This is a genomic window from Chryseobacterium sp. S90 (assembly GCF_047444895.1).
Classification (GTDB): Bacteria; Bacteroidota; Bacteroidia; order Flavobacteriales; family Weeksellaceae; genus Chryseobacterium.
Window position 1 is genome coordinate 76,151 of the sequence record NZ_JBLGCX010000009.1, and the last position, 25,633, is coordinate 101,783.

24 protein-coding genes and 4 tRNA genes are annotated in these 25,633 nt (G+C 36.7%); 19 read left to right on the forward strand and 9 right to left on the reverse strand.

Annotated elements, in window-relative coordinates:
- The first annotated feature begins 8 nt into the window (after positions 1-8).
- From ACLMCG_RS20175 to ACLMCG_RS20185, 3 genes are all read left to right on the forward strand, one after another.
- Positions 9-1,163 carry a TIGR03364 family FAD-dependent oxidoreductase gene (locus ACLMCG_RS20175; protein ID WP_413960946.1) on the forward strand — a complete coding sequence of 385 codons (1,155 nt, stop codon included), beginning with the start codon at positions 9-11 and terminating at the stop codon, positions 1,161-1,163.
- Positions 1,164-1,170: 7 nt separating this feature from the next.
- Positions 1,171-1,839, forward strand: coding sequence for an HAD-IA family hydrolase (locus tag ACLMCG_RS20180; RefSeq protein ID WP_413960947.1), 669 nt, complete (start codon positions 1,171-1,173; stop codon positions 1,837-1,839).
- Positions 1,840-2,254: 415 nt separating this feature from the next.
- A complete protein-coding gene (locus ACLMCG_RS20185) occupies positions 2,255-4,108 on the forward strand; it encodes an alkaline phosphatase family protein (protein ID WP_413960948.1) in 1,854 nt (617 codons plus the stop codon).
- A gap of 73 nt (positions 4,109-4,181) precedes the next feature.
- Here the strand turns inward: ACLMCG_RS20185 and ACLMCG_RS20190 are convergent, their stop codons facing one another.
- The 3 genes from ACLMCG_RS20190 to ACLMCG_RS20200 are packed head-to-tail and all read right to left on the reverse strand — an operon-like array spanning position 4,182 to position 6,507.
- A complete protein-coding gene (locus tag ACLMCG_RS20190) occupies positions 4,182-4,667 on the reverse strand; it encodes a GNAT family N-acetyltransferase (RefSeq protein WP_413960949.1) in 486 nt (161 codons plus the stop codon).
- A gap of 11 nt (positions 4,668-4,678) precedes the next feature.
- Positions 4,679-6,097: a PLP-dependent aminotransferase family protein gene (locus tag ACLMCG_RS20195; protein ID WP_223598123.1), complete on the reverse strand. Its 1,419-nt coding sequence runs from the start codon at positions 6,095-6,097 to the stop codon at positions 4,679-4,681.
- A 41-nt stretch (positions 6,098-6,138) separates the two neighbouring features.
- Entirely contained in the window at positions 6,139-6,507 is a 369-nt protein-coding gene (locus ACLMCG_RS20200) for a hypothetical protein (protein WP_413960950.1), read from the reverse strand.
- A 203-nt stretch (positions 6,508-6,710) separates the two neighbouring features.
- On the opposite strand from ACLMCG_RS20200, the gene ACLMCG_RS20205 reads away from it, so the two are divergent.
- On the forward strand, positions 6,711-7,331 hold the full coding sequence (locus ACLMCG_RS20205) for a helix-turn-helix domain-containing protein (protein WP_413961023.1): 621 nt from the start codon (positions 6,711-6,713) through the stop codon (positions 7,329-7,331).
- 204 nt (positions 7,332-7,535) lie between these two features.
- Complete coding sequence (locus ACLMCG_RS20210) at positions 7,536-8,282, forward strand: ThiF family adenylyltransferase (protein ID WP_223598126.1); 747 nt, start codon at positions 7,536-7,538, stop codon at positions 8,280-8,282.
- A gap of 12 nt (positions 8,283-8,294) precedes the next feature.
- Here the strand turns inward: ACLMCG_RS20210 and ACLMCG_RS20215 are convergent, their stop codons facing one another.
- The gene (locus ACLMCG_RS20215) at positions 8,295-9,053 is read right to left on the reverse strand and encodes a response regulator transcription factor (RefSeq protein ID WP_223598127.1); all 759 of its coding nucleotides are present in this window, start codon (positions 9,051-9,053) and stop codon (positions 8,295-8,297) included.
- 125 nt (positions 9,054-9,178) lie between these two features.
- On the opposite strand from ACLMCG_RS20215, the gene ACLMCG_RS20220 reads away from it, so the two are divergent.
- From ACLMCG_RS20220 to ACLMCG_RS20270, 11 genes are all read left to right on the forward strand, one after another.
- The gene (locus tag ACLMCG_RS20220) at positions 9,179-9,823 is read left to right on the forward strand and encodes a hypothetical protein (RefSeq protein ID WP_223598128.1); all 645 of its coding nucleotides are present in this window, start codon (positions 9,179-9,181) and stop codon (positions 9,821-9,823) included.
- A gap of 66 nt (positions 9,824-9,889) precedes the next feature.
- Positions 9,890-12,286: a TonB-dependent receptor domain-containing protein gene (locus ACLMCG_RS20225; RefSeq protein WP_413960951.1), complete on the forward strand. Its 2,397-nt coding sequence runs from the start codon at positions 9,890-9,892 to the stop codon at positions 12,284-12,286.
- Positions 12,287-12,374: 88 nt separating this feature from the next.
- Positions 12,375-12,554, forward strand: a complete 180-nt coding sequence (locus ACLMCG_RS20230) for a class I lanthipeptide (RefSeq protein WP_076595230.1) — start codon at positions 12,375-12,377, stop codon at positions 12,552-12,554.
- A 52-nt stretch (positions 12,555-12,606) separates the two neighbouring features.
- Positions 12,607-12,786 (forward strand): class I lanthipeptide, encoded by a 180-nt coding sequence (locus ACLMCG_RS20235; protein WP_223598130.1) that lies wholly within the window; start codon positions 12,607-12,609, stop codon positions 12,784-12,786.
- Between the two features lie 49 nt (positions 12,787-12,835).
- A complete protein-coding gene (locus tag ACLMCG_RS20240; RefSeq protein WP_223598131.1) occupies positions 12,836-13,015 on the forward strand; it encodes a class I lanthipeptide in 180 nt (59 codons plus the stop codon).
- Between the two features lie 58 nt (positions 13,016-13,073).
- Positions 13,074-13,244: a class I lanthipeptide gene (locus ACLMCG_RS20245; protein WP_174774463.1), complete on the forward strand. Its 171-nt coding sequence runs from the start codon at positions 13,074-13,076 to the stop codon at positions 13,242-13,244.
- Positions 13,245-13,325: 81 nt separating this feature from the next.
- Positions 13,326-14,498, forward strand: a complete 1,173-nt coding sequence (locus ACLMCG_RS20250) for a lanthionine synthetase LanC family protein (RefSeq protein ID WP_413960952.1) — start codon at positions 13,326-13,328, stop codon at positions 14,496-14,498.
- Entirely contained in the window at positions 14,498-15,655 is a 1,158-nt protein-coding gene (locus ACLMCG_RS20255; protein ID WP_413960953.1) for a lanthionine synthetase LanC family protein, read from the forward strand. The genes ACLMCG_RS20250 and ACLMCG_RS20255 overlap by 1 nt, the downstream gene beginning before the upstream one ends.
- 1 nt (position 15,656) lies before the next feature.
- Positions 15,657-16,604 carry an LLM class flavin-dependent oxidoreductase gene (locus ACLMCG_RS20260; protein WP_413960954.1) on the forward strand — a complete coding sequence of 316 codons (948 nt, stop codon included), beginning with the start codon at positions 15,657-15,659 and terminating at the stop codon, positions 16,602-16,604.
- Complete coding sequence (locus ACLMCG_RS20265) at positions 16,585-19,686, forward strand: lantibiotic dehydratase (RefSeq protein ID WP_413960955.1); 3,102 nt, start codon at positions 16,585-16,587, stop codon at positions 19,684-19,686. The genes ACLMCG_RS20260 and ACLMCG_RS20265 overlap by 20 nt, the downstream gene beginning before the upstream one ends.
- Entirely contained in the window at positions 19,683-21,887 is a 2,205-nt protein-coding gene (locus ACLMCG_RS20270) for a peptidase domain-containing ABC transporter (RefSeq protein WP_413960956.1), read from the forward strand. Before ACLMCG_RS20265 ends, ACLMCG_RS20270 begins: the two co-directional genes overlap by 4 nt.
- A gap of 113 nt (positions 21,888-22,000) precedes the next feature.
- Here the strand turns inward: ACLMCG_RS20270 and ACLMCG_RS20275 are convergent, their stop codons facing one another.
- From ACLMCG_RS20275 to ACLMCG_RS20295, 5 genes are all read right to left on the reverse strand, one after another.
- Positions 22,001-22,705, reverse strand: a complete 705-nt coding sequence (locus ACLMCG_RS20275) for a hypothetical protein (RefSeq protein WP_413960957.1) — start codon at positions 22,703-22,705, stop codon at positions 22,001-22,003.
- 172 nt (positions 22,706-22,877) lie between these two features.
- A tRNA-Leu gene (locus ACLMCG_RS20280) sits at positions 22,878-22,961 on the reverse strand.
- Positions 22,962-23,035: 74 nt separating this feature from the next.
- Positions 23,036-23,117: transfer RNA gene (locus ACLMCG_RS20285), tRNA-Leu, on the reverse strand.
- A gap of 120 nt (positions 23,118-23,237) precedes the next feature.
- Positions 23,238-23,321 (reverse strand) — tRNA-Leu (locus ACLMCG_RS20290).
- 74 nt (positions 23,322-23,395) lie between these two features.
- Positions 23,396-23,477: transfer RNA gene (locus ACLMCG_RS20295), tRNA-Leu, on the reverse strand.
- Positions 23,478-23,656: 179 nt separating this feature from the next.
- Between ACLMCG_RS20295 and ACLMCG_RS20300 the strand changes: the two genes are divergently transcribed.
- From ACLMCG_RS20300 to ACLMCG_RS20310, 3 genes are read left to right on the forward strand one after another with little or no spacing between them, the layout of a single operon-like run.
- Positions 23,657-24,034, forward strand: coding sequence for a DUF3127 domain-containing protein (locus ACLMCG_RS20300; protein ID WP_413960958.1), 378 nt, complete (start codon positions 23,657-23,659; stop codon positions 24,032-24,034).
- 60 nt (positions 24,035-24,094) lie between these two features.
- The gene (gene aat, locus ACLMCG_RS20305) at positions 24,095-24,748 is read left to right on the forward strand and encodes a leucyl/phenylalanyl-tRNA--protein transferase (RefSeq protein ID WP_413960959.1); all 654 of its coding nucleotides are present in this window, start codon (positions 24,095-24,097) and stop codon (positions 24,746-24,748) included.
- The gene (locus tag ACLMCG_RS20310) at positions 24,735-25,613 is read left to right on the forward strand and encodes a DMT family transporter (RefSeq protein WP_223598139.1); all 879 of its coding nucleotides are present in this window, start codon (positions 24,735-24,737) and stop codon (positions 25,611-25,613) included. The genes aat and ACLMCG_RS20310 overlap by 14 nt, the downstream gene beginning before the upstream one ends.
- Positions 25,614-25,633: the final 20 nt, after the last annotated feature.

The window sequence follows — 25,633 nt, forward strand, 5'->3', positions numbered from 1 at the left end:
ATAATACAATGACAACAAAATTTGATTTACTCGTTGTAGGAGGTGGAATTTTAGGAACATTCCATGCTTATCATGCGCTGAAGAAAAATCTTAAAGTAGCCATACTGGAAAGAAATTCTGTTCCTCAAGGCGCTACTGTAAGGAATTTCGGACAGGTAGTACCTTCCGGAATGGATCTGAAATGGCAGAATTTCGGAAGAGAAAGTCTTGCCATCTATCATGAACTTCACACGCAGGCAGACCTTACCATCAGACAAAACGGATCTGTATATATCGCTTCCAATGACGAGGAACTTCAGCTGATTGAAGAACTTTATGAAATCAACAGAAACAATGATTACGAATCTGTTTTATTATCAAAAAATGACTGTATCAAGAAATATGACGGTCTTCGTTCAGATTATTGCAAAGGAGGTTTGTTTTTCCCTCAGGAACTTTCAGTAGATTCTGCAGACATGATTGTAAAACTTCATAAACTGCTTCAGGAAAAGATGGGATTGCAGATTTTCTATAACACCACAGTTCTTGAAACCCATGAAGATGATCAGAAATGTACTGCAGTAGCTGCAGACGGAACAGCATTCAACGCTTCTAAAATCATTATCTGCGGCGGGCATGAGTTTAAAACTTTATATCCTAAAGTATTCAATGACAGCGATCTGGAAGTCAGCAAGCTTCAGATGCTTCAGACCAAACCACAGGGGATTTATTCTCTTCAGGGAAATATTCTTACCGGGCTTTCTGTGAGAAGATATGAATCATTCAGTGAGTGCCCTTCTTTCCAGAAAATCAAAGCTTTAGAAGACCCAAACTCATTTGAAAAGAAATATGGAGTTCATATTTTATTCAAACAGGCTCTGGACGGTTCTGTCATCATCGGAGATTCTCATGAATATGCAGACGCTAAAAATTCAGATGATCTTGGGTATGATCTTAATATGGAGATTGATGAATTTATGATTCTTGAAGCTAAGAAAATCATTGATCTTCCCACGTATGAAATCCAGAGACGGTGGTTTGGAATTTATTCCCAATGCAAAACCAAAGATATTTTCGAGCACAGCCCATCTGCGAATATTCATATTGTAACGGGTATCGGAGGAAAAGGAATGACGGGAAGCGGTGGCTTCTCCAAGTTTAATATTGAAAAAATTTACGCATAAAATTTAAATGAAAAATATAGAATTATTAGTTCTGGATATGGCCGGAACAACAATTGATGAGGACAATGTAGTATACAAAACACTTACCAGCGCTGTGAATGATTATGGCTATGTTGTAAGCCTTGAAAAAGTATTATCCAGCTGTGCCGGAATGGAAAAACTGGAAGCTATTACAAGTCTTCTAAAGGAAATCAATGGAAATGAAGAGGATGCTCCTGCTATTTTTGAGAATTTTTCTGATCAGCTGAAAGAATCTTATCGAAATCTGGACGTAAAACCCATTAATGGAACTGAAAACTTCCTGCTCAGTATGAAGTCTCAGAACAAGAAGATTGTTTTAAATACCGGATATACTTCTGAAATCGCTCATCAGCTTTTGAATAAACTCAACTGGAAAGAAAGCATTCATTTTGATGCTTTGATTACTGCTGATGATGTTTCGGAAAGCCGTCCAAGCCCTGAAATGATCCTTCTTGCGATGAAAAAATTCAATATCACTGAAGCGCATAAAGTTTTAAAGGCAGGCGATTCTGTGATTGATATTGAAGAGGGCAAAAATGCAGGCTGTGGGCTGACGGTAGCTGTACTTTCGGGAGCTCAAAGCAAGGCAGAACTTGAAAAGGCCTCCCCTGATTATATTCTGAATACCATTTCGGAGGCTGAAGATCTTCTTTAAATACCTCTTTTTCAAACTATTTTTTAGTACTTCTTGGCACAAACGTTTTCATGGATATTTCTATTGAGAATGTTTGTGTTTTTTACCACCCCGTCAAAAATTCTTTGAATTTTCGACACCCCTCCAGAGGATGGGAATATCGTACGGATCATTTGATATTTGTTATAACCTAAACTTCCGGCAAACTTTTTTGAACTTTCTATCCGCAAAGTCTGTAGCTTAAAATAAGTAATGTAATTTTTCTTTTGTGACTTTTGTGGTTAAGCATTTCAGCCTTCTTTTTCTTGAACTTTTTAATTATCAATTAATTAATTTTCAGTTCACACGTGTTTACAAATAGTAAACTAATTTTACAATAATTAAAAATAAATTACTATTTGTAAACTTTTCTACCTTCAAAAAACTCTTTTTCCCTATGAAAACAAAACTATTCTCAATGGCTGTTGTAATGAGCTGCTTTCTTGGAGCTCAGACAAAAAAAGTCCTTTTTATCGGAATTGACGGATGTCGAGCAGACGTAATGATGTCTACACCTACGCCCAACATTCAAAACCTCATCAACCAGTCAATCTATTCTGTTGACGGTCTTTGCGCTGCCACTACCTGGAGCGGAAACGGCTGGAGTACGATGCTTACCGGAGTATGGCACACCAAACACAATGTTCAGGACAATAATTTTACAAGCCCTAACTACGCCAATTACCCCGATTTTATAACAAGAGCGGAAACTTACAATCCGAATTTGAGAACCATTTCTCTAACTCACTGGGCACCAATCAATGATAAAATCATACAGAATGCGGATGTAAAGACTAATCTGGCAACAGATCTTGCAGTAAAAAATGCTGCTGTAATGGCTTTGCAGAATGATAATCCTGATATTCTCTTTGTAGATTTTGATGATGTAGACCACGCAGGACATTCTTATGGATTCTCATCAAGTGTTCCTCAGTATGTTTCTTCTATTAAAACTACTGATACTTATATAGGAGAGATTGTCGCAGCTATGAAAAACAGGCCTTCTTATAACAACGAAGATTGGTTAGTGGTTTTGACTACAGATCATGGAGCGGTTGACAGTTCTCATGGTGGCGGAAACCTTTCTGAAAGAAATATTTTTACAGTGTATTCTAATCCCGGATTTATTCCTCAGCAGATCAGTAAAACGGTACTGGAATCAAATAAAACATTTAATCAGCTGAATTTTCCGGCAGGAACGTATGCAAAACCGGCAAACCAGACTCCTTTTAATTTTGGCGCGAATCAGGATTTTACGGTTGAATTTTGGGTAAAACCTAATGCATCTTATTCCAGTGATCCGGTGATGATCAGTAATAAAAACTGGGCTAACGGGAAAAATAAAGGATTTGTTTTCTCAGGATATTCCGGGCAGACTTTCAAGATGAATATTGGTGACGGAACGAACAGAATTGATCTTGTGGGCGGAAAAGTGGAAACCAATAAATGGAAACATATTGCTGCAAGCTTTGACAGAGATGGCCTTGTAACTTTATATGAAGATGGTGTTCCGGTAACTTTTGCTAAAATGAATACCATCGGAAATATTGATTCCGGGCTTCCTTTAACTTTAAATCAGGATGGAACGAATGCTTATGGGATTAATCTCGCGGCCTCTTATAAAGATGTAAGAATATGGAAATCTGCGCTTCCAAATGATGTGATTGTGAATTGGGCAAATCAGGATATTACATCTTCGCATCCTTATTATTCTCAACTAATAGCCAATTGGAAATGTAATGGAACTTCAGGAAATACATTGACGGATTCAAGTCCAAATGCAAATAACATGGCCATTATCGGTTCTCCGACGTATAATGCCAATACTGTCAACAATTTTAAAGTGTTTGATTATACCTCTACAACAAGAGAAACAGATCACTTCCCTACTGTATTGAACTGGCTTTGTATTCCGGTACAGTCTTCATGGGGAATTGATGGAACCAACAGAATTCCGGCATGTTCCAAAGAAATATTATCAGCAAAAGAGACGAAGGTAACCGTTGAGGATTTTAAAATCTATCCGAACCCTGTTTCAGCTTTCATCGGAATCCAGTACAAGTCTGAGGATAAAGAAATTAAAGCAGAAATCATTGATAGTAAGGGATCAATTGTTTCCGCTACATCTCTACAGTCTTCAAGAGGATATTACGATGAAAAAATCAATATCGGAAATCTTCCTTCAGGAGTATATTTTATTAAAATCAACGGAAGCAAAAAGTCACTGACCAAGACTTTCATCAAGAAATAAAACAGTAAAGCAATTAGATTTAAATTTGATATTAGAACAAGGATATTCCTATCCGAGTTCTAATATTTTTTTGTTATATGTCCAGATTCAATTCCATCTGTACATCTACACGGTCATATGCGGCATCTACAATGGGAACATGTTTAAACCCCAGCTTTTCATAAAGTTTTATCGCAGGAACAAGAACAGAATTTGTTTCCAGGACTACTTTTTCAGCATGCAGGTTTTTTGCCAGATCTACTAATGCTGTTCCCAGCAAATACCCTATTTTTTTACCCTGAGCTTTAGGACTTACCGCCATCTTTGACAGCTCAAAAGTAAGAGGGTTATCCTTTCTTTTCACCAATGCACAGGTTCCAACAGCTTCATTATTTAACAGCGCAAAAACAATATGCCCTCCTTTATTTAAAATATGTTCTTCCGGATTATCCAGCAGTTTATAATCACTGGCTTCCATTACAAAAAATGTTTTGATCCACTCTTCATTCAAAGCCTTGAAAGCTTCTTTATACTGAGGTTCATAGGTTACGATTTTTACTTCATTATTATTATCATTCATCGCTATAGGGTTTATTTAATTCTGTTTTTTATCATTTTTCCCAGTTTTTCAAGGTCACTTTCCACTCTGTCTGTCCATTCCAGTGCATAGTTCAAACGCATGCAGTTCTGATACTGGTTATATTGTGAAAACATTCTTCCGGGTGCAAAGGTTATTTTCTGTTCAAAAGCCACATCATAAAGATCTTCTGTACAAATTCTCTTGTCCAGTTCCAGCCAGAGCATGAAACCGCCTTTTGGTTCTGAGATCTTGGTATTGTCCGGAAAATACTCAATCACGGATTTCTGAATCTGAAGATAATTGGCGTAGAGTTTTTTCCTGAACATTCTCAGATGATGATCGTACCGTCCATGGGCAAGAAAATCTGAGATCACATCTGAAAATAATGACGGGCTGGAAACGGTCTGCACGAGTTTCTGACGGATAATTCTGTCTTTAAACTTTCCCGGAGCTACCCACCCTGTCCTAAAACCGGGAGCTAATGTTTTGGAAACGGATCCCACCCACATTACAATTCCTGCTTCATCATAAAATTTACAGGGTTTTGGTCTTCCTGCTCCAAAATAAATATTTCCATAGACATCATCTTCAATCAGCGGAACATTTTGTTCAGTAAGCATTTTTACCAGTTCTTTTTTGTTCTCATCAGGCATCTGAAATCCTAACGGATTGTTATAATTGACCACAAAGCAGCATGCAGAAAGTTTTGGGAGTACTTTTTTTAAAGCATCCAGATCCACTCCTGTAATAGGATGAGTAGGAATTTCTACTGCTTTCAATCCTAATAAATGAATGGCCTGAAGGATTCCAAAATAGACCGGACTTTCCACCGCTACACAATCTCCCGGTTTGGTAACTGCCATCAGACAATTATATACTCCATTCATGGCTCCGGACGTAATCACCAGGTCATCTTCTGTAATTTTGCCTTCCATTACCATCGCCCATTTGGCAATTTCACGCCGAAGCTGTTCACTTCCCTGCACCGATTCGTAATTGACTCCGCTGTCACTTTTCCTCTTCACTACATCAATCATGCATTTTTTCATCTTGGCTACCGGAAGAAGGCTTTTCCCGGGAATTCCAAGAGCAAACTGCGTTACATCCGTACCCGCAATCGTTCCGAATACTTTATCAAAAAGATCCTGAGGGGTATTTTTCCCTTCCGAAAGCTTCATTTGGGCTACAGAAGGCAGAGCAAGTTTCCGCTGGGAAGTCTGACTTACATAATATCCGTATTTAGGGCGTGATTCTACCAGAGACCTGCTTTCAAGTTCCATATAAGCCTGTTTGACGGTATTCAGGCTTACGTTGTATAGTTTTTGGGCACTTCTCAGTGAAGGCAGCCTGTCTCCAAACTGGAGGGTTTCACTTTTGATCTGCTCTGTGACAGAGTTGGCTATTTTAAGGTACAGAACATCTTTCGGCATTACATTACGGTTTTAAGTAAATGTACAATTTTCTCATGGCTTTATTCAAGATTCAGCCAGCCGGTCATACGCTTTATACTGCTTTTCAGTTGTTCCGGATTCCTGAAATTAGGGGTATTATTATTTTTAAAATATCTTTCAGTATTAGAAAAAAAGTTTCTCTTTTCAGCTTCTGACATTCTGTTTTTATCATATATTCTAAAAGAGATTTCATTCTTTTCATTCACAATAAGACTGGCAAAAGCAACGGTCTCATTTTTCTTTTTCACCAACATAAAAGGAAGTCCGAAATTGGAGTCTACTTTCTTTGCTTCCTTCATTTGTAGGAAAATCTTTTTCAGTTCCGGCATATCCGAAATATAAGCTTCGGCATACTGAATCTGTTCCTGACGTTGAACTATTGTTTCCATAAGTACTCTTCTTGCTTAACAAAATTATGGAGTCTTTGAGTTTGGATACAGATACAGAACTATACAATATTGCGGGTACAGATTATATTGTAATGGCTGGAATTTTTTATGTCAATAGAAGTTTGCAGTATATTTTGGATTGCAAATATTTTTATCAATCGTTTATACTACATTCTTTATATTTGCAAAAAATTTTAGACAACATGAGCTTCTTTGGAAGTAATATTAAGAAAATAAGACAAGTAAAAGGTCTAAGCCAAAAGGCTTTTGCAGACTTGTTTGATTTAAACAGAGGGGTGATAAGCTCTTATGAGGAAGGACGTGCAGAACCAAAAATCGAAACAATACTGAAAGTTGCCAATCATTTTAATCTTAATCTTGACAAATTTCTGACAGAAACCCTACAGGCAGATCAATTGGGAGGTGTTTCAAATACGGATCAACTTATGCTTTTCCCGGAATTTTCTATCCGGAATCAACAGGAAGTAATAACGGAAAGTAATAGCTCTAATGTATCAGTTTTGCAAAAAATATTAGCATCCGTTGATTTGATCTATGAATTTACTACAGAAAAGCATCTATTACCACAATATCAATACGGAGATATTATCTTTCTAAATAAAACCAATCTGAATACTGATCCTATTCATAAAGTACTGGTTTACACAAATGAAAACATTTATTATATAACTGATAATCAAACAATAAACGAAAATATTCAAGAATACTATAAGATTGTGGGATATGTTTCAACAGCTAACAAGAATATCTTTACGGGTATTTTTGAAAGACTGGAAAATCTTGAGAATAAATTCAAAAGTTGATGGGTATATGGTATGTAACCTTTAATAAGTTTTCTAATTGTTTTTAATCACCATCTATTGAATAATAAAATATTGTGATTCATATAAATCCTATATTTTATCTATGTTTTGCATGCTTTTATTTTGATTCTCAGACTCAAAACTAAACCATTGTGTAGTCAAAATTAGGAGGCATAAACCTATTTTTGTATTAAAATAACAGCAATGGAAGCAAAATATTCTCGAAACAGGTTATACGTACAGGAAGAAGAGCAAAAAGCAATTAAGAATTTTTCTATTCTCCTTGCAGGAAGTGGTATAGGTAGCAATATTGCAGAATGTGCGCTTCGTTTTGGTTTTGAAAATATTACCATTGTGGATGGTGATACTATTGAACAGTCTAATCTGAACCGGCAAAACTACACCCATCAGGATATTTCTTCCTACAAAGCAGAAACATTATACCATCGGCTGAAAAGCATTAATCCAAAGGCCAATATCCGGTATCGGAGCGAATTTATCACACCGGATAACGTTCATGAAATCATTGGTGATCATGATATTGCTATCAACGCCCTGGATTTTTCAAGTAATATCCCTGTGGTATTTGACAGAATATGCCAGGAAAAAGGAATGCATGTTCTGCATCCTTATAATCTCGGATGGGGAGGTTTAGTAGCAGTAATAGAACCTAATGGGCTTGCACTTGACATCCTTTCTGATGATAATTTCAATGAGCTCAAAATGGTAGAATACATCGCCGGTTATCTGCGATTTTGGAGAACTCCCAATGAGTGGCTTGAAAATATTATAGACGATTATAAGAAGGAAAAAGAAAATCTTCCTCCTCCCCAATTGGCCATTGCTTCATGGATCGTTGCGGGAATGTGTACACACGTAATGTTCAAAATAGCCACCGGAAAACCCCATAAAACTTTCCCACAGTTTTATATGAATGCGATTTCCGAATAGCTACCTGTGCGTTTAAATCAACTTGTAATTTGTCGCATAGGATAATGCTTCAGTAATATTACTTACGCCCATTTTATCAAATAGCTTTCTTCTGTGGAACTTTACCGTATCACCTGTTACGTAGATCTTATCTGCAATTTCATTGATGGTAAGCCCCTGGGCATATAATCTTAATATCTCAGCTTCTCTTTCTGAGAGCTTCACTTTTTCCTCTTTTATCCATCTGTTGTCTTTCAGGTCGTAGTTCCAGATTTCATCTGTTCCCTGCTTTACAATAGAAATATTTCCGGATGCATGGTTGTGCGACAATGATACAATACACATAGCCTTCCACATTTTACCCTCTGAAGATAAGAAAAGAGGAGTGAGCTTGTGGTTGATAAGGATGGTATTTTTACTTTCATTGACTAAATGAAAATCATAAGAAATTGTATAGAGCTTTCGCTCATGTACGGGCAGATTCTCATAGAATTCAAATCCTACTTCATTGATTTTAAACAGCAAATCCAGGTCTTCTTTTTTCACATGCCTGAAATAGAAGGCATAGCCCATTGTTTCTACCTCTTTGGGAGTATGATCACAAAGGAATAAAGGATTATCCGAGACATATTCAAAATTCTGTTTCTGATAATCTATAACATACAAACTCATATAAGTGATCCTAGCAAATGCTTTAATCACTTCAAGATAATCAGAGGTCTGGTTATTCTCTGATTCTGAGATTGTATCAATACTGTTTTTATTTGAAAAGAATTTTCCAATCTCTTCCATAGTTAAGTTTTTAAGGTACAGTTTTTAGGTTACTACACTTTAGTGTAGACTTTAAGGAATCTACACTAAAGTGTAGCATATCCCACTATTCAGTGTAATAATTTTACTATAAAGATAAAAAAAATATGGAACATCTTAACTTTTATTCTTTAAGTAATAAAAACTTATACGAATTAGCAGAATTTGTTGTTACCGAAAACTTTAATCATCATGAAAGTTATTCTGATACGGATCAGTTTAAGGCTGAAGTAGAAGATATCTATCATGAGGAAAAGAACTTTAAAAAGTCTAAGATTTTTGTTTCCAGAGATCACGAAGATAAGATTAATGGTTCTATAAGAGTTTTTAAATGGAATCATAAGGATGTTCTTCCTTTGGAGAAACTGTTCCATATCAATCCGTCTTCTTTTATTAAAAATAAAACGACCAACATTTGGCACATTGGGAGATTTGCTATTAAGAAAGGAATTGATAAAACAGGTTTCGGAATATTCAAAACACTAATGGCTTATGCAATCAACGAGGTTTGTCAGAATAAAAATTCTGTTGCTATCGCTGAATGTGATGCCAAGCTTCTGAAAGTCCTTAAGCTTATGGGAATAGAGGCTATTACCTTAGCAGAGCCCATTCATTATCTGGGTTCTGAAACAATCCCTGTAATGCTTACTTATAACGGACTAAAAAAATTCCTTGATAAGAACTATCATTTGATGTCAACACCGGAAGTAAGCGCCCTACACCAAAGTGTAGTATTACAACAAACCGCCTAAAACTACACTTCCGTGTAGCAGCATTCAAAACACAACATTCTACTTTTGAAATATAAAATAACAATCATGACAAAGAAATACTTAATACCGTTATTATCCTTTTTAGGAATGGGCATTCACCTTAATGCTCAGAGTATCTCGGGTAAAGTATCTGATGAAAAGGCAGCCAATATTTCTTATGTGGAAGTAGTTTTATTAGCAGGAAATGATAAATTCTCAACGATCACTGATGAAAACGGACTTTTCTCTATCAAACTTCCAAAAGCCGATTCTTATAAAATGGAATTTTTCCTGAATGGAAGCAAAGTATACGAAGGAAATGAAAAAATAGAAGGAGAGATTACAAGAAATTATACGATTAAAGAAAACCAGCCGGAAAGTAAAGAAATCCAGGCAATCAGTCTGACAAAAAAGAAAAAACTGGTTGAAAGAAAAATAGACCGTCTTGTTTTCAATGTAGAAAATTCGGTTGCAGCAACAGGAGGCACTGCATTGGACGCTTTAAAAACAACTCCACTGGTTCGCATCCAGGATGAAAAGGTTTCAATCGTTGGAAAAGGGGAAGTTCTGGTCATGATAGACGATCGTATTCAGAGAATGTCTCAGGATGATTTGTCAAGTTTATTAAAATCAATTCCTTCAGACAATATCCAGTCTATTGAAGTCATCACTACTCCACCAGCGAAGTACGATGCAGAGGGTGACAGCGGACTGATCAATATCAAATTAAAAAGAGGAAAACCGAATTCCTGGAATGCCAACATTGGAGGCAGCTATACTCAAAAAACATATGCAGGAGGCGGTCTTCAGGGAGCATTTAATTATAACCGCAACAGGCTGTCTTTACAGCTAACCGCCAATACCAATTCTCAGAGACTCCGCACCACATCTGACAGTAAAATTTACTATCCGGATGAGCTATGGATCCTGAATGTCAAAAATAAATCTGAAGAGAACAATCTTGGGTTGGGACTTGGCATTGACTACAAAATATCGGATAAATGGACAACAGGGGCAAAATATCTGGGCAGTTTTACCAGAAACACCTCATCAAACAGTCCTTTTACCTCAAGGTTTAATTCTGCCGGAGCTGTGAATTCCTACATTACATCTGATGTGGATGCCAACAATAAGCCTAATATGAATTCTCTTAACTGGTACAATACCTTTAAAATAGATTCTGCAGGGACCAAAATCACCACTGATTTTGATTATTTCCACTACAGAAAAAGTGATTACAACTTTTATGCAGGAAATGAATTGGATCCTCAAAGGAATATTCTGCCGGGAAGCTTTTTCTCAGCTACGAATACCAATGTGAACCGTATTGAAAACTATTCCGGAAAAGTGGATGTGGAAATGCCGTTGAAATGGGCTTCTTTAAGCTTCGGAGGGAAATATACTTATACAAATACGAACAATGACCTTGTTGTTCTGGATCATAAGACCGGTACTCCCGTTTTAAATACCGATCAGTCGAACATCTTTAATTATAAGGAGCATAACGAAGCATTATATGTTTCTGCAAGCAAAAAGCTGGGCGAAAAATGGGAAACCCAGGCTGGTCTTAGAATGGAAGCAACCCAGACAACCGGATATTCGCATAATCTGAACCAAACCAACAAAAATGATTATGTCAAATTATTTCCGACAGCGTATGTGACCTATAATCCTGATGACAAGAATTCTTTCTCACTGAACTACAGCAGAAGAATCCGCAGACCGAATTTTGAGTATCTGAATCCGTTTGTGGTGCGTACAAGCCCTTATTATTATTCGGAAGGAAATCCGTTTTTAAAACCTTCTATCATTGATAATCTGGAGTTTTCGTATGTAAGAAATCAGAAATGGGTATCCTCGGTGTATTATTCTCAGGTATCGGATTTCAGCCAGGACCTTGCTATTCTGGACCGGAATACCAATATCACACGAAGCACACCTTTGAATTATGCCAATACGTATCAGATCGGGGTTTCCACGTATTACAATTTTAATAGATGGACCTGGTGGAACAGCTTTACAGGATTTAATGTGAATTATCAGAATGTAAAGTCAAAAACAGATTTCATCAGTTCAATAGATGGTTACAATGCGTATTTCTATTCTAATAACGATTTTACATTGAATGAGTCTAAAACTATATTCTTCAGTGCCAACTACGGTCTTCAGCTTCCGGGACGTTATCAGATCTTTCATATCTCAACCATGAATATCCTGGATGTTTCTATGAAATTCCTGCTGCTGGATAAGAAACTGACGTTGACTGTTACCGGCATGGATCTTTTAAACGGCCAGCGCCCTCTGATCACTTATGAGTCTAATGGTATAAAAACAGACTTCAGCAGCTATGGCGACACAAGGGGAGTAAGGGTCTCTTTAAGCTACAAGTTCGGAAACAAGAATCTGAAATCTGAACAGCAGAGAAACTTCGGAAACGAGGACGAAAGAAACAGAATTAATTAATCAAATATATACTTGCAAGTAGGGTCCAATAAAGGTTTTATGACTTGAAAAGATAACCAAAAACCAATCAACTAAAAATTTTAAAATCATGCACAAAATTAAATTAACAAAAGGACTACAAATCAACAAAGAGCAAATCAGCAAATTACAGGAAGAGCAAATGAACAGCCTTAAAGGAGGGGTTAACAGCCTTCAAGCAGCGGCGCAGTCTTGCGGACAGTGTTCTTGCGGTGGAAACACAATTGTAAAAACAAGAGCAGCTCAATAATCAGCTTCCAAAATCACATTAAAATAAACAATAACAATTAAAATCAAACATCATGAACAAAATGAAATTATCTAAAGGATTACAGATCAACAAAGAACAAATCAGCAAGCTTCAGGAAGAGCAAATGAATGGTCTTAAAGGAGGGGTTAACAGCCTACAGGCAGCAGCTCAGTCTTGCGGACAGTGTTCTTGCGGTGGAAATACAGTAGTACAAACAAGAGTTGCTAAGTAATTCTCACAAAAATTTAAAATATTTATATAACAATTTAAAAATCAACATCATGCACAAAATTAAATTAACAAAAGGTCTACAAATCAACAAAGAACAAATCAGCAAGCTTCAGGAAGAGCAAATGAACAGCCTTAAAGGAGGGGTTAACAGCCTTCAGGCAGCAGCGCAGTCTTGCGGACAGTGTTCTTGCGGTGGAAACACAATCGTAAAAACAAGAGTAGCATCTTAATCAGCCCATCACATTTAAAATAAACAATAACAATTTAAAATTAAACATCATGAACAAAATGAAACTAACTAAGGGTCTTCAAATCAACAAAGAGCAAATCAGCAAATTACAAGAAGAGCAAATGAATAGCCTAAAAGGAGGTGTTAACAGTCTTCAGGCAGCAGCGCAGTCTTGCGGACAGTGTTCTTGCGGTGGAAACACAGTAGTACAAACAAGAATAGCGAAGTAATCTTCTCCTATAAAAGAGGGAGCACTTTTGATAAAACTCCCTCTTTTAAAAAAAATTATATAATCTCAAAGCTCTCAGATCATGCAAAAAGAAAAACTAATCATCTCAGAAATAGAAGAATGTATCCGCAAAAAAGATACTTCCCTTACCGGAATCGGTCTTAATAACGGGATTCTAAGCGCTTCAATGTTTTATTATTATCATTATCTAATGACCAAAGAATCAGAATCTTTGGAGTTGGTAACACACTACATTGAAAAGTCTCTGTCTGTTTTAACAGAGGATTATAAAAGTCTTCATTTTAATGATGAGATAAGAGAGCTGGGATTATATCTTATGTTCCTGAAACAGGAAGAAGTTTTAGATAGCGAAATTGATTCTCTACTGGAAAATATAGATGAAATACTGGAAGAAATACTGATCCAGAAAACAGAGCAGGGAGACCTTGATTTAACGAGCGGGTTTCCGAGTTTTGCCAAGTATTTCGTACTGAGAAATCTTAAAGACAAAAAATACCTGATAGAGAAAACCCTGGATAAAGTCATTGAACTTACTCAAAACCATGACAGCGGAAACTACTGGAAGTTTGATCTTCGGGATAAGGAAAATCCATATGTGGAACTGGGCTTAGGACACGGAACAACAGGAGTAATCAACTATTTGTTATTCCTTTATAAAAATAAGATCTACACAAAAGAATCTTTAGAACTCATTCACAAAGGATTATCATTTATCTGGAGCTGTAAAGAAAGCAGTACTGACAATATTACGCTTTTCCCCTTCAATGCTTTTGAAGATGTCTATATAGATTATCACAATCTCGCATACGGAGAAATCGGAATTGGCTATACTTTTTACAACGCAGGAATTCTCCTAGAAAATAAGGACTATTGCGACAAAGGACTTCATATCTTACTCAATACTACAAAATTTAAAGATACTGATCAGTCCGCTATCCTGGAGCCGGGATTAATTTATGGTTCTGCCGGATTATCCGCATTATACAAAAAACTTTATCTCCTTACTGAAAAGGATGCATTTTTAGAAGCCAAAGAATATTGGCACGAACATCTTCTGCAGTCAAAAAATAATGAAAGTGAAACATGGGCAGGATTCAAAGCCTATTACAATGCAGAATTTGACAATATCAATATGGCCCTGGGTCAGGGCATAGCAGGAATCGGGATTACCCTGATGAACAATGTCATTAAAACCAATCACAACTACGTTTCATTCTATAATTACGATCTATAATGGAAACTCTACAATCTCAAAATATCACGACCATTCTTCATGAATACGATCAAAAACTGCTTGATTTTGATTATGGAAATTTACCTGATGGATTGCTTTATGGAAAACTGGGACTATTACTCTATTTCTTAACACAATATCAAATCTCAGGAAATGACATCTACGTAAACAAAGTCGGAGCTATCCTTGAAGAAGTCTTTGAGAATGGCAACATGCAAAAAGAAAACAACGTATATACGCTCCCGAATCTATCCAAAGGAATGACCGGACTAGGCATTATCCTGGATTTATTAAAAAAAGACGGATTAATACAAGACGATTTTGATGACCAGATTACTGACATCGGGGAACTGATCTTCCAGCAATCCGTTACCATGCTGAAGGAAGACAATTATACTTTTTTTGATGGCCCAATAGGAAATCTCCATTATTTCAACACCATCAGAAACGAACAGTACAGCAGCGAAATTGTAAACATCCTTTATGATGAATGCATTTCCCATCCCACTCCATTTGAAAACAAGCTGAATGACAGCTATGCAGATGGAATTAACTTAGGGTTCAACTATGGCTATCTTTCTATTGTTAATAATCTTTTGGGTCTTCCGGTAATGACGGAAAAAGCAAGATACATTATTGACACCTGTTTGGATTTCATTATTTCCAATTTTGATGTCCATGAAGTAGAAAATGCCAGAATATATAAACCTTACAACTACAAAATAGCAGAGAATCTGTTGAAGCCTTTTCACAACAACAGACTTTGCTGGTGCAACAGCGATCTTTCTTTCTCTTATCTCCTTTATAAAACAGGTGAAACCCTGCAGGAAACAAAATACAGAGATATGGCCCATGAACTGGGTTTAGAAACTACAAAAAGAAAAGTAATGGCCAATACAGGTGTAGAATTTATCCAGTATTGCCACGGAACCTCAGGACTTGTACAGCTGTATCACGAGATTCATGAAAAAGACGCCCATCCGGATTATAAACAAGCCAAAAGCTTCTGGATGAAAAGATCACTGGAAATCCTGGAAAACGAATTGGACCAGCCATTCACCGAACAGGACAGTAATTTACTCTTTGGAAAAACAGGAGCCCTGATTGCTCTGAATGACAAAATAGACAAAACTAAATACCTAAAATTTTTACTGTAACATGAAAACAAAAAGCATAGGATTACTAGAACTAGGATACAGAAGCGGCAAAGATTCAATCACAGCTCTTAACGATGTAGTTGATTATGCCCTTCATGCAGAGAGATTAGGATACAGCAGATTCTGGCTGGCAGAGCATCATTATTCCCACCTCAAGAATCTTGCATTTTCAAATCCGGATATCGTGATTGCCATGATCGCCGGAATGACAGAAAAAATAAGAGTAGGATCTGCAGGAACTTCAGTTCCCAGTTATTCTCCTTACGCTGTCGCTACCAATTATAAACTCATCAACAATATATTCAACGGAAGAATAGACCTTGGACTGTCAAAAGGGATTCCTGAAAGTGAGTACACCAAAAACCTTTTGAATCCGGACATCCTTGAAAGAGGTACCGGAGTGGTTTTCAAAGAAAATGCCAATGAAATCCACGAATTGTTTTATTCTGAAGCTGAAAAGAACGAAAAAGAAGGAATTTTAATTCCTCCTTACGGTGGACTGATCCCTGATCTCTGGTATCTTTCTTCTTCTTTGAACAACCTGGACGAAGCAATCACTTTACACTCAAACTATTGTGTTTCAGCCTTTCACGGAAGCGGAAAATTCCTTGAAAATCTTGAAGATAAAAAAGAAGAGATCAACAGATACAGGGATTCTTTTGCACAGCAAAACGGATTTGTTCCTAAAATATCACTGGCTCTGGCGATCAACCTTTCAGAAGTCAACGAAATAAAATCCGATGCAGATGAATCCGAATCTTTCAAAATCCTCAACCTCAACTTTGAAGAGCTTTTTGAACTGATTGAAAAACTGGATGAAAAACTGGCTGTTGATGAATTCATTTTATATGATACAGAACCTGACAGTGATAAGAAAACAGAAAACGCTGAAATGATAAGCAACCATTACAACCTACAATCTATTCAACATGAAAACGCAGTTAGATAACATCAATATTGGTTTTATGAGAAACTCTCTGTACTCATTCAAACAATATAACAATATACCAAAAAATACAGCAGATCTTGATCATTTTATCCTGGAATTATGGAATGATGAGGTCTTCAGAGAATCTATCTTTTTAGCATCTTATGAGCTGTATAGCGAATGGGCAAGATTATGCCAGGATGATCCGTCTTTATCTCTGGTAAAGAGAAACAGAATCAACAATTCTATTCTTAAATATTACATCAGAATTACCACCAGATCTACTCCTTTCGGAACTTTTGCTTCCCATTCTGCTTTTGAACTCAGCTCAGAAAATAAAAATATTGAAGCAGGAAATATGAACGCTATCCTCCGGTATACTACGCTGGATCTTTCTTTCCTTTTTCAGGTTATAGTATTAATCAACAGAGACTTTCCAGAGGTTCATGAATATGCGCTTAATGACTCAATCTATAAGTTAGGTGATTATTACCGATATATCGAAACCGCAATACAAAACGAAAAAAGAGTCTATACTTTAAGCTCATTGGAAAAAGATGAACTTCTGGATTTTCTGGTTGAAACGGTGGCTGCCCAATCTTATTCTTTTGACAATCTGGTGGCTCTGGTTGCAGAAAATGTAGAAGGAGTTTCCGAAGAAGATGCAAAATACTATATTTTCAGCCTGATTGATGCCCAGTTCTTTAAAAGTAACTTTGATATCTGCCTGAATGAGCACTCTCCTTTGTCTCAGATTATTGAATATTTAAGTTCAAAAAAAGGAATCTATCCTGAACTTGACCGTTATCTGGAAATCCTGATCAAAATGGAAAACTATATGGAATTGCTGAACTCCGGAGTAGGACAATCTCAGGAATATTACAACGAAATATTTGCACTTGCCAACCAGTTCTCTATTTTGTATGACAGAAAATATCTCATCAATTCATCCTTAAAAAGGAACCTTGACTTTTCACCTGTTACCAGAGAAGACCTTTCCAAAATTAAAAAGGGAATCAATACCCTATCATGCTTTTGGGACAAAGGAAGTGAAACGGTGAATGAAAATTTAGAAAAATTCAAGTCTGCCTTCTATGCAAGATATGAAGAGAGCCTGGTGCCTTTGGTTGAAGTACTGGACAACGAAAGCGGCATTGGATACATCCAGGAACAAAACAGCGAAAACGATTTTTCTTCCCTGTTGGATACGTTGAGCTGGCCCAATTCCAGTAATGATTCATTTTCTATCACTTACAATAAAAAGATCCATGAATTCTGGAGAAGAATCATCAACAAAGCCAACATCAATGGAAATACCGCTATAGACCTTAGCCAGCATGACATCAACAGCCTTCAGAATGCAGATGAGGTAAGCCTTGCAAGATCAATGGCTGTCATGATTGAAAAGGTATCTGATAAAATAGCCATCTCTTCTGTAGGCGGAACAAGCGGTGCCAACCTTATTGCGAGATTTTCCAATGAAGATGAAGAAATCCTGGCTCCGATGAACAGAATCATCAAAGAAGAACAGAATGATAATCACTTTATCTATGCTGAACTGCTTCATTTGCCAGACAACAGAGTAGGAAATATCTTACTGAGACAGGTAAAAAGAGGAAATCAGCTTTCTTATCTTACCAAGTCTTCAGCTTCGGAAAATACCATTAACCTGACGGATCTTTACATTAAAATGATTGATAAAAGAATCGTATTATTCCATAAAGAGCTGAATAAAGAAGTTAAAATTTTCCATTCTACCGCTCATAATTTTGATTATAATTCGCTTCCGGTGTATCAGTTTCTGTGCGACCTTCAGCATCAGGATGTTTCTACTGCATTGGTTTTAAATATTGGAGACACCAACTACCTGATGTATGATTATATTCCTCGGATCACGCATGGTGATGATATCATCTTCACACCGGCATTATGGAGATTATACCAAAATGAAGTATCTGGAATAAAGACCAAAAACAATACTGAAAGCATTAAAACGGTAAAAGAATACCTTTCAGATAAAAAAGTAAACCGGTATTTCTTTATTTCCCAGGGAGATAACAAGCTATTGATCGATACCGAAAATGACAACCTTTTATTATTCCTTATTGATGAACTGAGATCTAAGGAAACCGTAACCCTTACAGAATGTCTTTACGATCTTGAGACTGATGAGTTCAACAACGAGATTATCATTCCCATGATTAACAGAAATTATACAGCATTTAAAACAGAGCTGGACCAGCATCTTTTCAATGTCAATATTTCTGATAATAAATTTATCCCGGGGAACAAATGGCTGTACTATAAAATCTATTGCGGCAACAAGTTTTCAGACAAAATATTACAGGATGTATTTCCGGATCTTTTACCTCACCTGAGTGAAGAAGAGCTGATCAAAAAATGGTTCTACATACGATACAGCGATCCCGATAATCATATCAGACTGAGACTGGAAATCAATGATAATAAGCTCACCAACACCGCCCAGATTATTACCACTTTCAACGGTTATTTTGATAAATATATCAGCGAAGGAATCATTAATAAAGTGGAAATGGGAACCTATGACAGAGAATATGAAAGATATGAAGGCGAATTTATTGATACCGCAGAGCATATCTTCCATTATGACAGCCAATTGACTGTTAATCTGCTTAAAAACATTCCTAATAATGATGACCTCTGGTTATACTCCATCAAAAGTATTGATACATATTTCGATGTCTTCCAGCTTGATCTGGATAAGCGATATGAGGTGATCAATAAAATCTACAACCAGTTTCAGCGGGAGTTTAATGTAGACAGCAATCTTAAGAAACAGCTGGATCTGAAATACAGAACGAACCTGAATCTCATCAGCGAGATTGTAGAATCGGATGACAATCAGTATTTCTCAGAGTTCGTCACTTCTATGAAAGACAACTGCAAAGAAATAGAAAATCTGAAGACCATTCAAAAAGAAAGATTAGTCAGCAGTTTTATTCATATGCATATCAACAGACTGATCAGATCCAGGCACAGAATGCACGAACTGATCATCTACGGCATTGTAGAAAAGTATTATAAAATGAAAATCGGCAAAAGAAAATATCTAGTATCATGAAGCTAAAATTTATCCCTCAACACGACCAAATGGACTGCGGTCCTGCATGTATCGCAATGGTGGCTTCCTACTTTGGTAAGCAGATTCCGTTACATTTTTTAAAAGAAAATGCTAATCTATCCAGAGAAGGAGTTAGCCTGCTGAGTATCAGTGAACTGTGCGAAGATATCGGATTTGAAACCTATCCTGCGAAACTGACATTGCAGACCCTGGATGAAAATGGCAGCCTGCCTTGCATTCTTCACTGGAATAAAAACCATTTCGTAGTGCTTCTTGATGTAAAGAAAAGCCTTATTTCAGGAAAAAAACGCTATAAAATTGCCGATCCAAGCCATGGAATGATCTGGCTGAGCGAAAAAGACTTTCTTAAAAGCTGGCTATCAGACGGCGAAACCGGAATTGCTCTTTTTGTAAGTCCTACCAACAGTTTTTATCAGCAGACTTTCCCGGAAGAAGATAAACTGAGCATTTCTTTTGCTATGAAATATTTCAAAGAGCATAAAAACAAATTCCTCTTTTTGTCTGGTATGCTTCTTATCGGAAGCTGCCTGAGCCTTGTCTTTCCATTCCTTACACAAACACTTATTGATAAGGGAGTTAACACAAAAGACATAGACCTTATTACAATCATTCTGATCTCTCAGGTTGTATTATATTTAGGAAGCATTACCATAGAAATTCTCAGAAACTGGCTGATGCTTTATATTGGGACCAGGATTAGTATTTCCATTATTTCAGACTTTCTGAAGAAAATGCTTCTCCTTCCAATGGGCTTTTTTGATACCAAGATGAAGGGAGATTTTACCCAGAGAATTCAGGATAATGAGAGAATAGAAGATTTTCTTACCTCTCAGAGCCTTATGACCTTCTTCTCTATGGTGACTTTTCTGGTGTTTTTCGGAGTGCTTTGGTATTATAATGTAACGATTGTACTTATTTACTCATCTCTTACTGCATTATCTCTTGTATGGGCGCAGTATTGGTTAAAGAAAAGAGAAATTCTGGATTATTACCGATTCAGAGAAAAAGGACAGAGCCAGGAAAGTGTTTATGAAATCCTGAATGGAGTTTCTGAAATGAAATTAAACCAATTTGAAGACTATAAAAGACAGGAATGGGAAGGGATTCAAAATAAGCTTTTCAAAACGACTCTTCGGATCTTAAAGGTAGATCAGTATCAATTTTCAGGATTTGAATTTCTTAATCAGCTAAAAAATATCTTTGTTACTTTCTTTGCTGCACTGCAGGTTGTAAAAGGAAATATGACCATCGGTGAGCTACTGGCAATATCTTACATCATCGGACAGCTGAACTCTCCTGTTAACCAAATGATTTCTTTCTTCCGTTCATTACAGGATGCAAAGCTGAGTCTTTCAAGACTAAATGAGGTTCAGAATCATGAAGAAGAGGAAAAAGAAGGCATGAAAGCACTTGAAATCAATAATTTACACTCAGAAGAAGAGAGAGGAATTACTTTAAATAATGTTTCTTTCCAGTATGAAGGTCCAAAATCTCAGTTTGTTTTAAAAGATGTCAATCTGTTTATCCCTGAAGGCAAAGTTACCGCTATTGTTGGTGCCAGCGGAAGCGGAAAGACTACTTTAATGAAGCTGTTACTGAAATTCTACAATCCTACGCAGGGTACCATTCATTATAACGAAGACGATATCCTCACCTTATCTCCTAAAAGTATACGAGAAAACTATGGAGTTGTAATGCAGGACGGGTTTATTTTCTCTGACACCATCGAAAGAAACATTGCTACCAGCGAAGTGGAAATCAATACCAGAAAGATGGAAAATGCGGTAAGAGTTGCCAACATTTCTTCTTTCATTGATAATCTTCCATTAGGATACAGTACAAAAATAGGAGCTGCCGGCAACGGAATTTCCGGAGGACAAAAGCAAAGAGTTCTTATTGCAAGAGCAGTCTATAAAAACCCTCATTTTATCCTGTTTGACGAAGCAACTTCCGCTCTGGATGCTGAAAATGAGAAGATCATTCATGACAACCTTCAGGAATTCTTCAAAGGAAAAACGGTAATTATTGTAGCGCACCGCTTAAGCACCGTAAAAAATGCAGATCAGATTATCGTCCTGAAAAACGGAGCCGTAGTTGAAAAAGGAAACCACCAGGAGTTGGTCAACAAGAAAGCAGATTACTACAGTCTTGTAAAAAATCAGCTTGAATTAGGCAACTAATCACCTCTCAATATATTTTTGACCGTTTCACGAATTGTGAAACGGTTTTTATGTTTAAACAAAAATCCTCTGCAGCCAGGTTGCATAGGATTTTATTTGAGTCGGGATAAACTTTATTTAAAATCTTTATCCTGAATATCTTTATTGTAATATAAATCAACAAGTTTAGCTTCCTGATTTCCATCTTCAGAAACAAAAGTAGATTTAGTAGCATACCAAAGATCCCCGAATTTTTTATAATCGCTTTGTAAAACCGTAGAAAAAGTATTCTTTTCACCATTTTCTACCGTTTCTTCTTTGCTTAGAAAGAATGACTTTACATCGTAATACAGATAAGTCACCTTTCCTGTTATATAGGTTGCTTTTATTTTATAATAGATCTTATCCGGGTTTTCTTCAATAAGTTCAATCTTATACAATTTGGGATCTATATAGGCAAGTTCATTAATAATGTACTTTCTGTCTGCTTTATCTTTAAACTCAGCAGGATCAGCTAATTTTCTCTCTCCGTTGACCAGCTCATAACCAGTTTTGCCATCAAACCATGATTTGTAAACAATTCTTCCCTGATACTCAATTTCAAAACTTCCTTTATTAGGAACCATTTCTTTGGTAATCCAATTCACATTTCGTCCGTCCATTACTGTTTCAGATTTAGAATACAGCGTTTTTATGCTGCTCAGAAGTTTTTTACCGCCTTCTGCCTGAATGGCTTTTTCTATAATTTCTTTGGCTTTGCTTTCGCTGGATGTCTGTGAGAACAATTGGTTAGAAGCTGTTATCATACTAACTATTGCAATTGTATTCAATAATTTCATGGTTATTTATTTTTCTGAAGCAAATGTACCAAAAGACATTTCAAGTCCTTGTTTTTTGAGAGATTATTTTAGAAATATAAAATGAGAGATTATACTTGCAAAAAGAGAGGCTACATTTCCAGAGCTATTTTAAAACAAAAATCCCTCCGTAATCATATTACAGAGGGACTTGTACCCCAGACGGGACTTGAACCCGTACGTCCTTGCGGACACAGGATTTTAAGTCCTGCGTGTCTACCAGTTCCACCACCAGGGCATGGTGTGGGCAAAAAAAAAGATCCGAACCAGAGGTTCCAACCTTCTCAATGATTCTAAAATCTTTTAGAATAGTGCGGATGAAGGGACTCGAACCCCCACGCCTCACGGCACCAGATCCTAAGTCTGGCGTGGCTACCAATTACACCACATCCGCTGGTTTACTGATCTGAATTTACAGATTCAGGCTATATTTCTTACAAATATAAAAATTTTATTTAAAGAACACTCTCTATTAAAACAAAAAACCCTCCGTAAGATATTACAGAGGGTCTTGTACCCCAGACGGGACTTGAACCCGTACGTCCTTGCGGACACAGGATTTTAAGTCCTGCGTGTCTACCAGTTCCACCACCAGGGCATGGTGTGGGCAAAAAAAAAGATCCGAACCAGAGGTTCCAACCTTCTCAATGATTCTAAAATCTTTTAGAATAGTGCGGATGAAGGGACTCGAACCCCCACGCCTCACGGCACCAGATCCTAAGTCTGGCGTGGCTACCAATTACACCACATCCGCTGGTTTTTTTATATTGTAAGTTTTAAAGAGCTTGCTTCGTTTTTGTGAGTGCAAATATAGGGCAATTTCCTTTACTACCAAACTTTTCAAGAAAAAAAATTAAAATTTCTATATTTTTTTTTCACGGCACCTTTTATTACATTTCATTTTCTTACTTTTACATCGTTAATATTTACGATATGGAATTACAAGGAACGGTAAAGAAACTTTTTGATGCTCAAACATTTGCGAGCGGATTTCAAAAAAGAGAAATGGTTATTTTAACTCAAGAACAGTATCCACAGCCGATAAACATAGAATTTTTATCTGATAAAATCAGTTTATTAGATAACCTTAAAGAAGGAGAAAACGTAAAAGTAGGAATCAACATCAGAGGTAGAGAATGGGTTTCTCCTCAAGGTGAAACTAAATACTTCAACTCTATTACAGGGTGGAGAGTAGAGAAAGTTTCTGAAAATACTTCAGAACCTACTCAGGCAATGTCTCAGCAATCTGCAACTCCAGTTTCAAACGAAAATCCGTTTGCCGGAGATGATGATGATGATTTACCTTTTTAATTAAAGAATATAAGATCAAATATAAATCCTGCTTTTTGAAGTGGGATTTTTTTTCTAAGCATGGTTCGATTAGACGAAAACGAGATTTCATTTCCTGACCCTGAGCTGTATGATGGTCATGAAGGAGTGGTTGCTTTTGGAGGTGACTTGTCTGTAGAGCGCATTTGGTTTGCTTATCAACTCGGTATCTTCCCCTGGTACAATCCCGGAGAAGAAATTCTATGGTGGTGTCCTGATCCAAGATTTGTTCTTTTCCCGGAAGAAGTAAAGGTTTCAAAATCAATGAGGAAAATATTAAACAGAAATGTTTTTACTTTTTCAGAGAATAAAAATTTCAGGGAAGTAATCAGAAACTGTCAAAAGACAAACCGAAAAGGCCAGTCCGGGACGTGGCTTTCTGATGAGCTGATGAATACTTTTATCCAGCTTCATGAATATGGCTTGGCCAAAAGTATTGAAGTATGGCAGGATGAAGAACTTGTGGGTGGTTTTTACGGACTGCAGATTGGAAACGTTTTTTGCGGAGAAAGCATGTTTGCTAAAGTGAGTAATGCTTCAAAAGCAGGATTTATTCACTTTGTAGAAAGCAATAAAAATACTATTGAATTAATTGACTGTCAATCTCATACAGAGCACCTTGAAAGTCTGGGGGCTAAAATGATTCCTAAAAAAGAATTTCTAAAAATCTTACACGAAAATAATGAACGCGGATAAAGAAAAATGGGTTCTTCTGGTTATCCTGAGTATTATCTGGGGATCATCCTTTATTTTGATCAAAAAATCTCTGGAGCATTTTAATCCTTTTCAGGTAGGATCTTTACGAGTTCTGATTGCCGGGATTATTTTACTTCCGGTTGCGATTTCCAATTATAAACTTTTTCCTAAAAAGCATCTGAAATGGTTAATTCTGGCAGCTTTTACCGGAAATTTTATCCCAATGTTCCTTTTTCCCATTGCCGAAACCGAAATAAGCAGCAGTATTGCGGGGATCATCAACTCTATGATGCCTATTTTTGTGATTATTGTAGGAGCATTGGTATGGAAGTTTGAAACAACCAAAAAACAAATTATAGGAACATTCATAAGCTTCACCGGAGTCTGTATTCTTGCATTCGGAGGTGGTGACAGCGGAGAACTGAAAATGATTCCGATCTTATTGTTATTATTGGCTACCCTATGCTATGCAATGAGTACAACAACCGTAAAATCAAAGCTTATGGAGGTTTCATCTACGATTCTCTCTGCTTTTGTATTTTCATTTGTCTTATTATTTCCATCCATAATAGCGTTGACAAGTACGGGATTCTTTTCTGAATTTAGCTTTTCCAGGGATACTCTGATGGGACTTATGTTTGTGAGCCTTTTATCTGTTTTCGGAACAGGCCTTGCAATGACCATGAATTATCGTTTACTGAAGGTTTCCTCTCCTCTTTTTGCCTCTACAGTTACTTTAATAATGCCTATTGTGGCTATTATCTGGGGCATTTTAGATGGTGAAAAACTGACTTATTTACAATTTGTAGGAGCAGGAATTATTATTGGTGGTCTCATATTTTTAAGAACAAATCCGAAAAAATAAAATCATATTATAAATTAAAT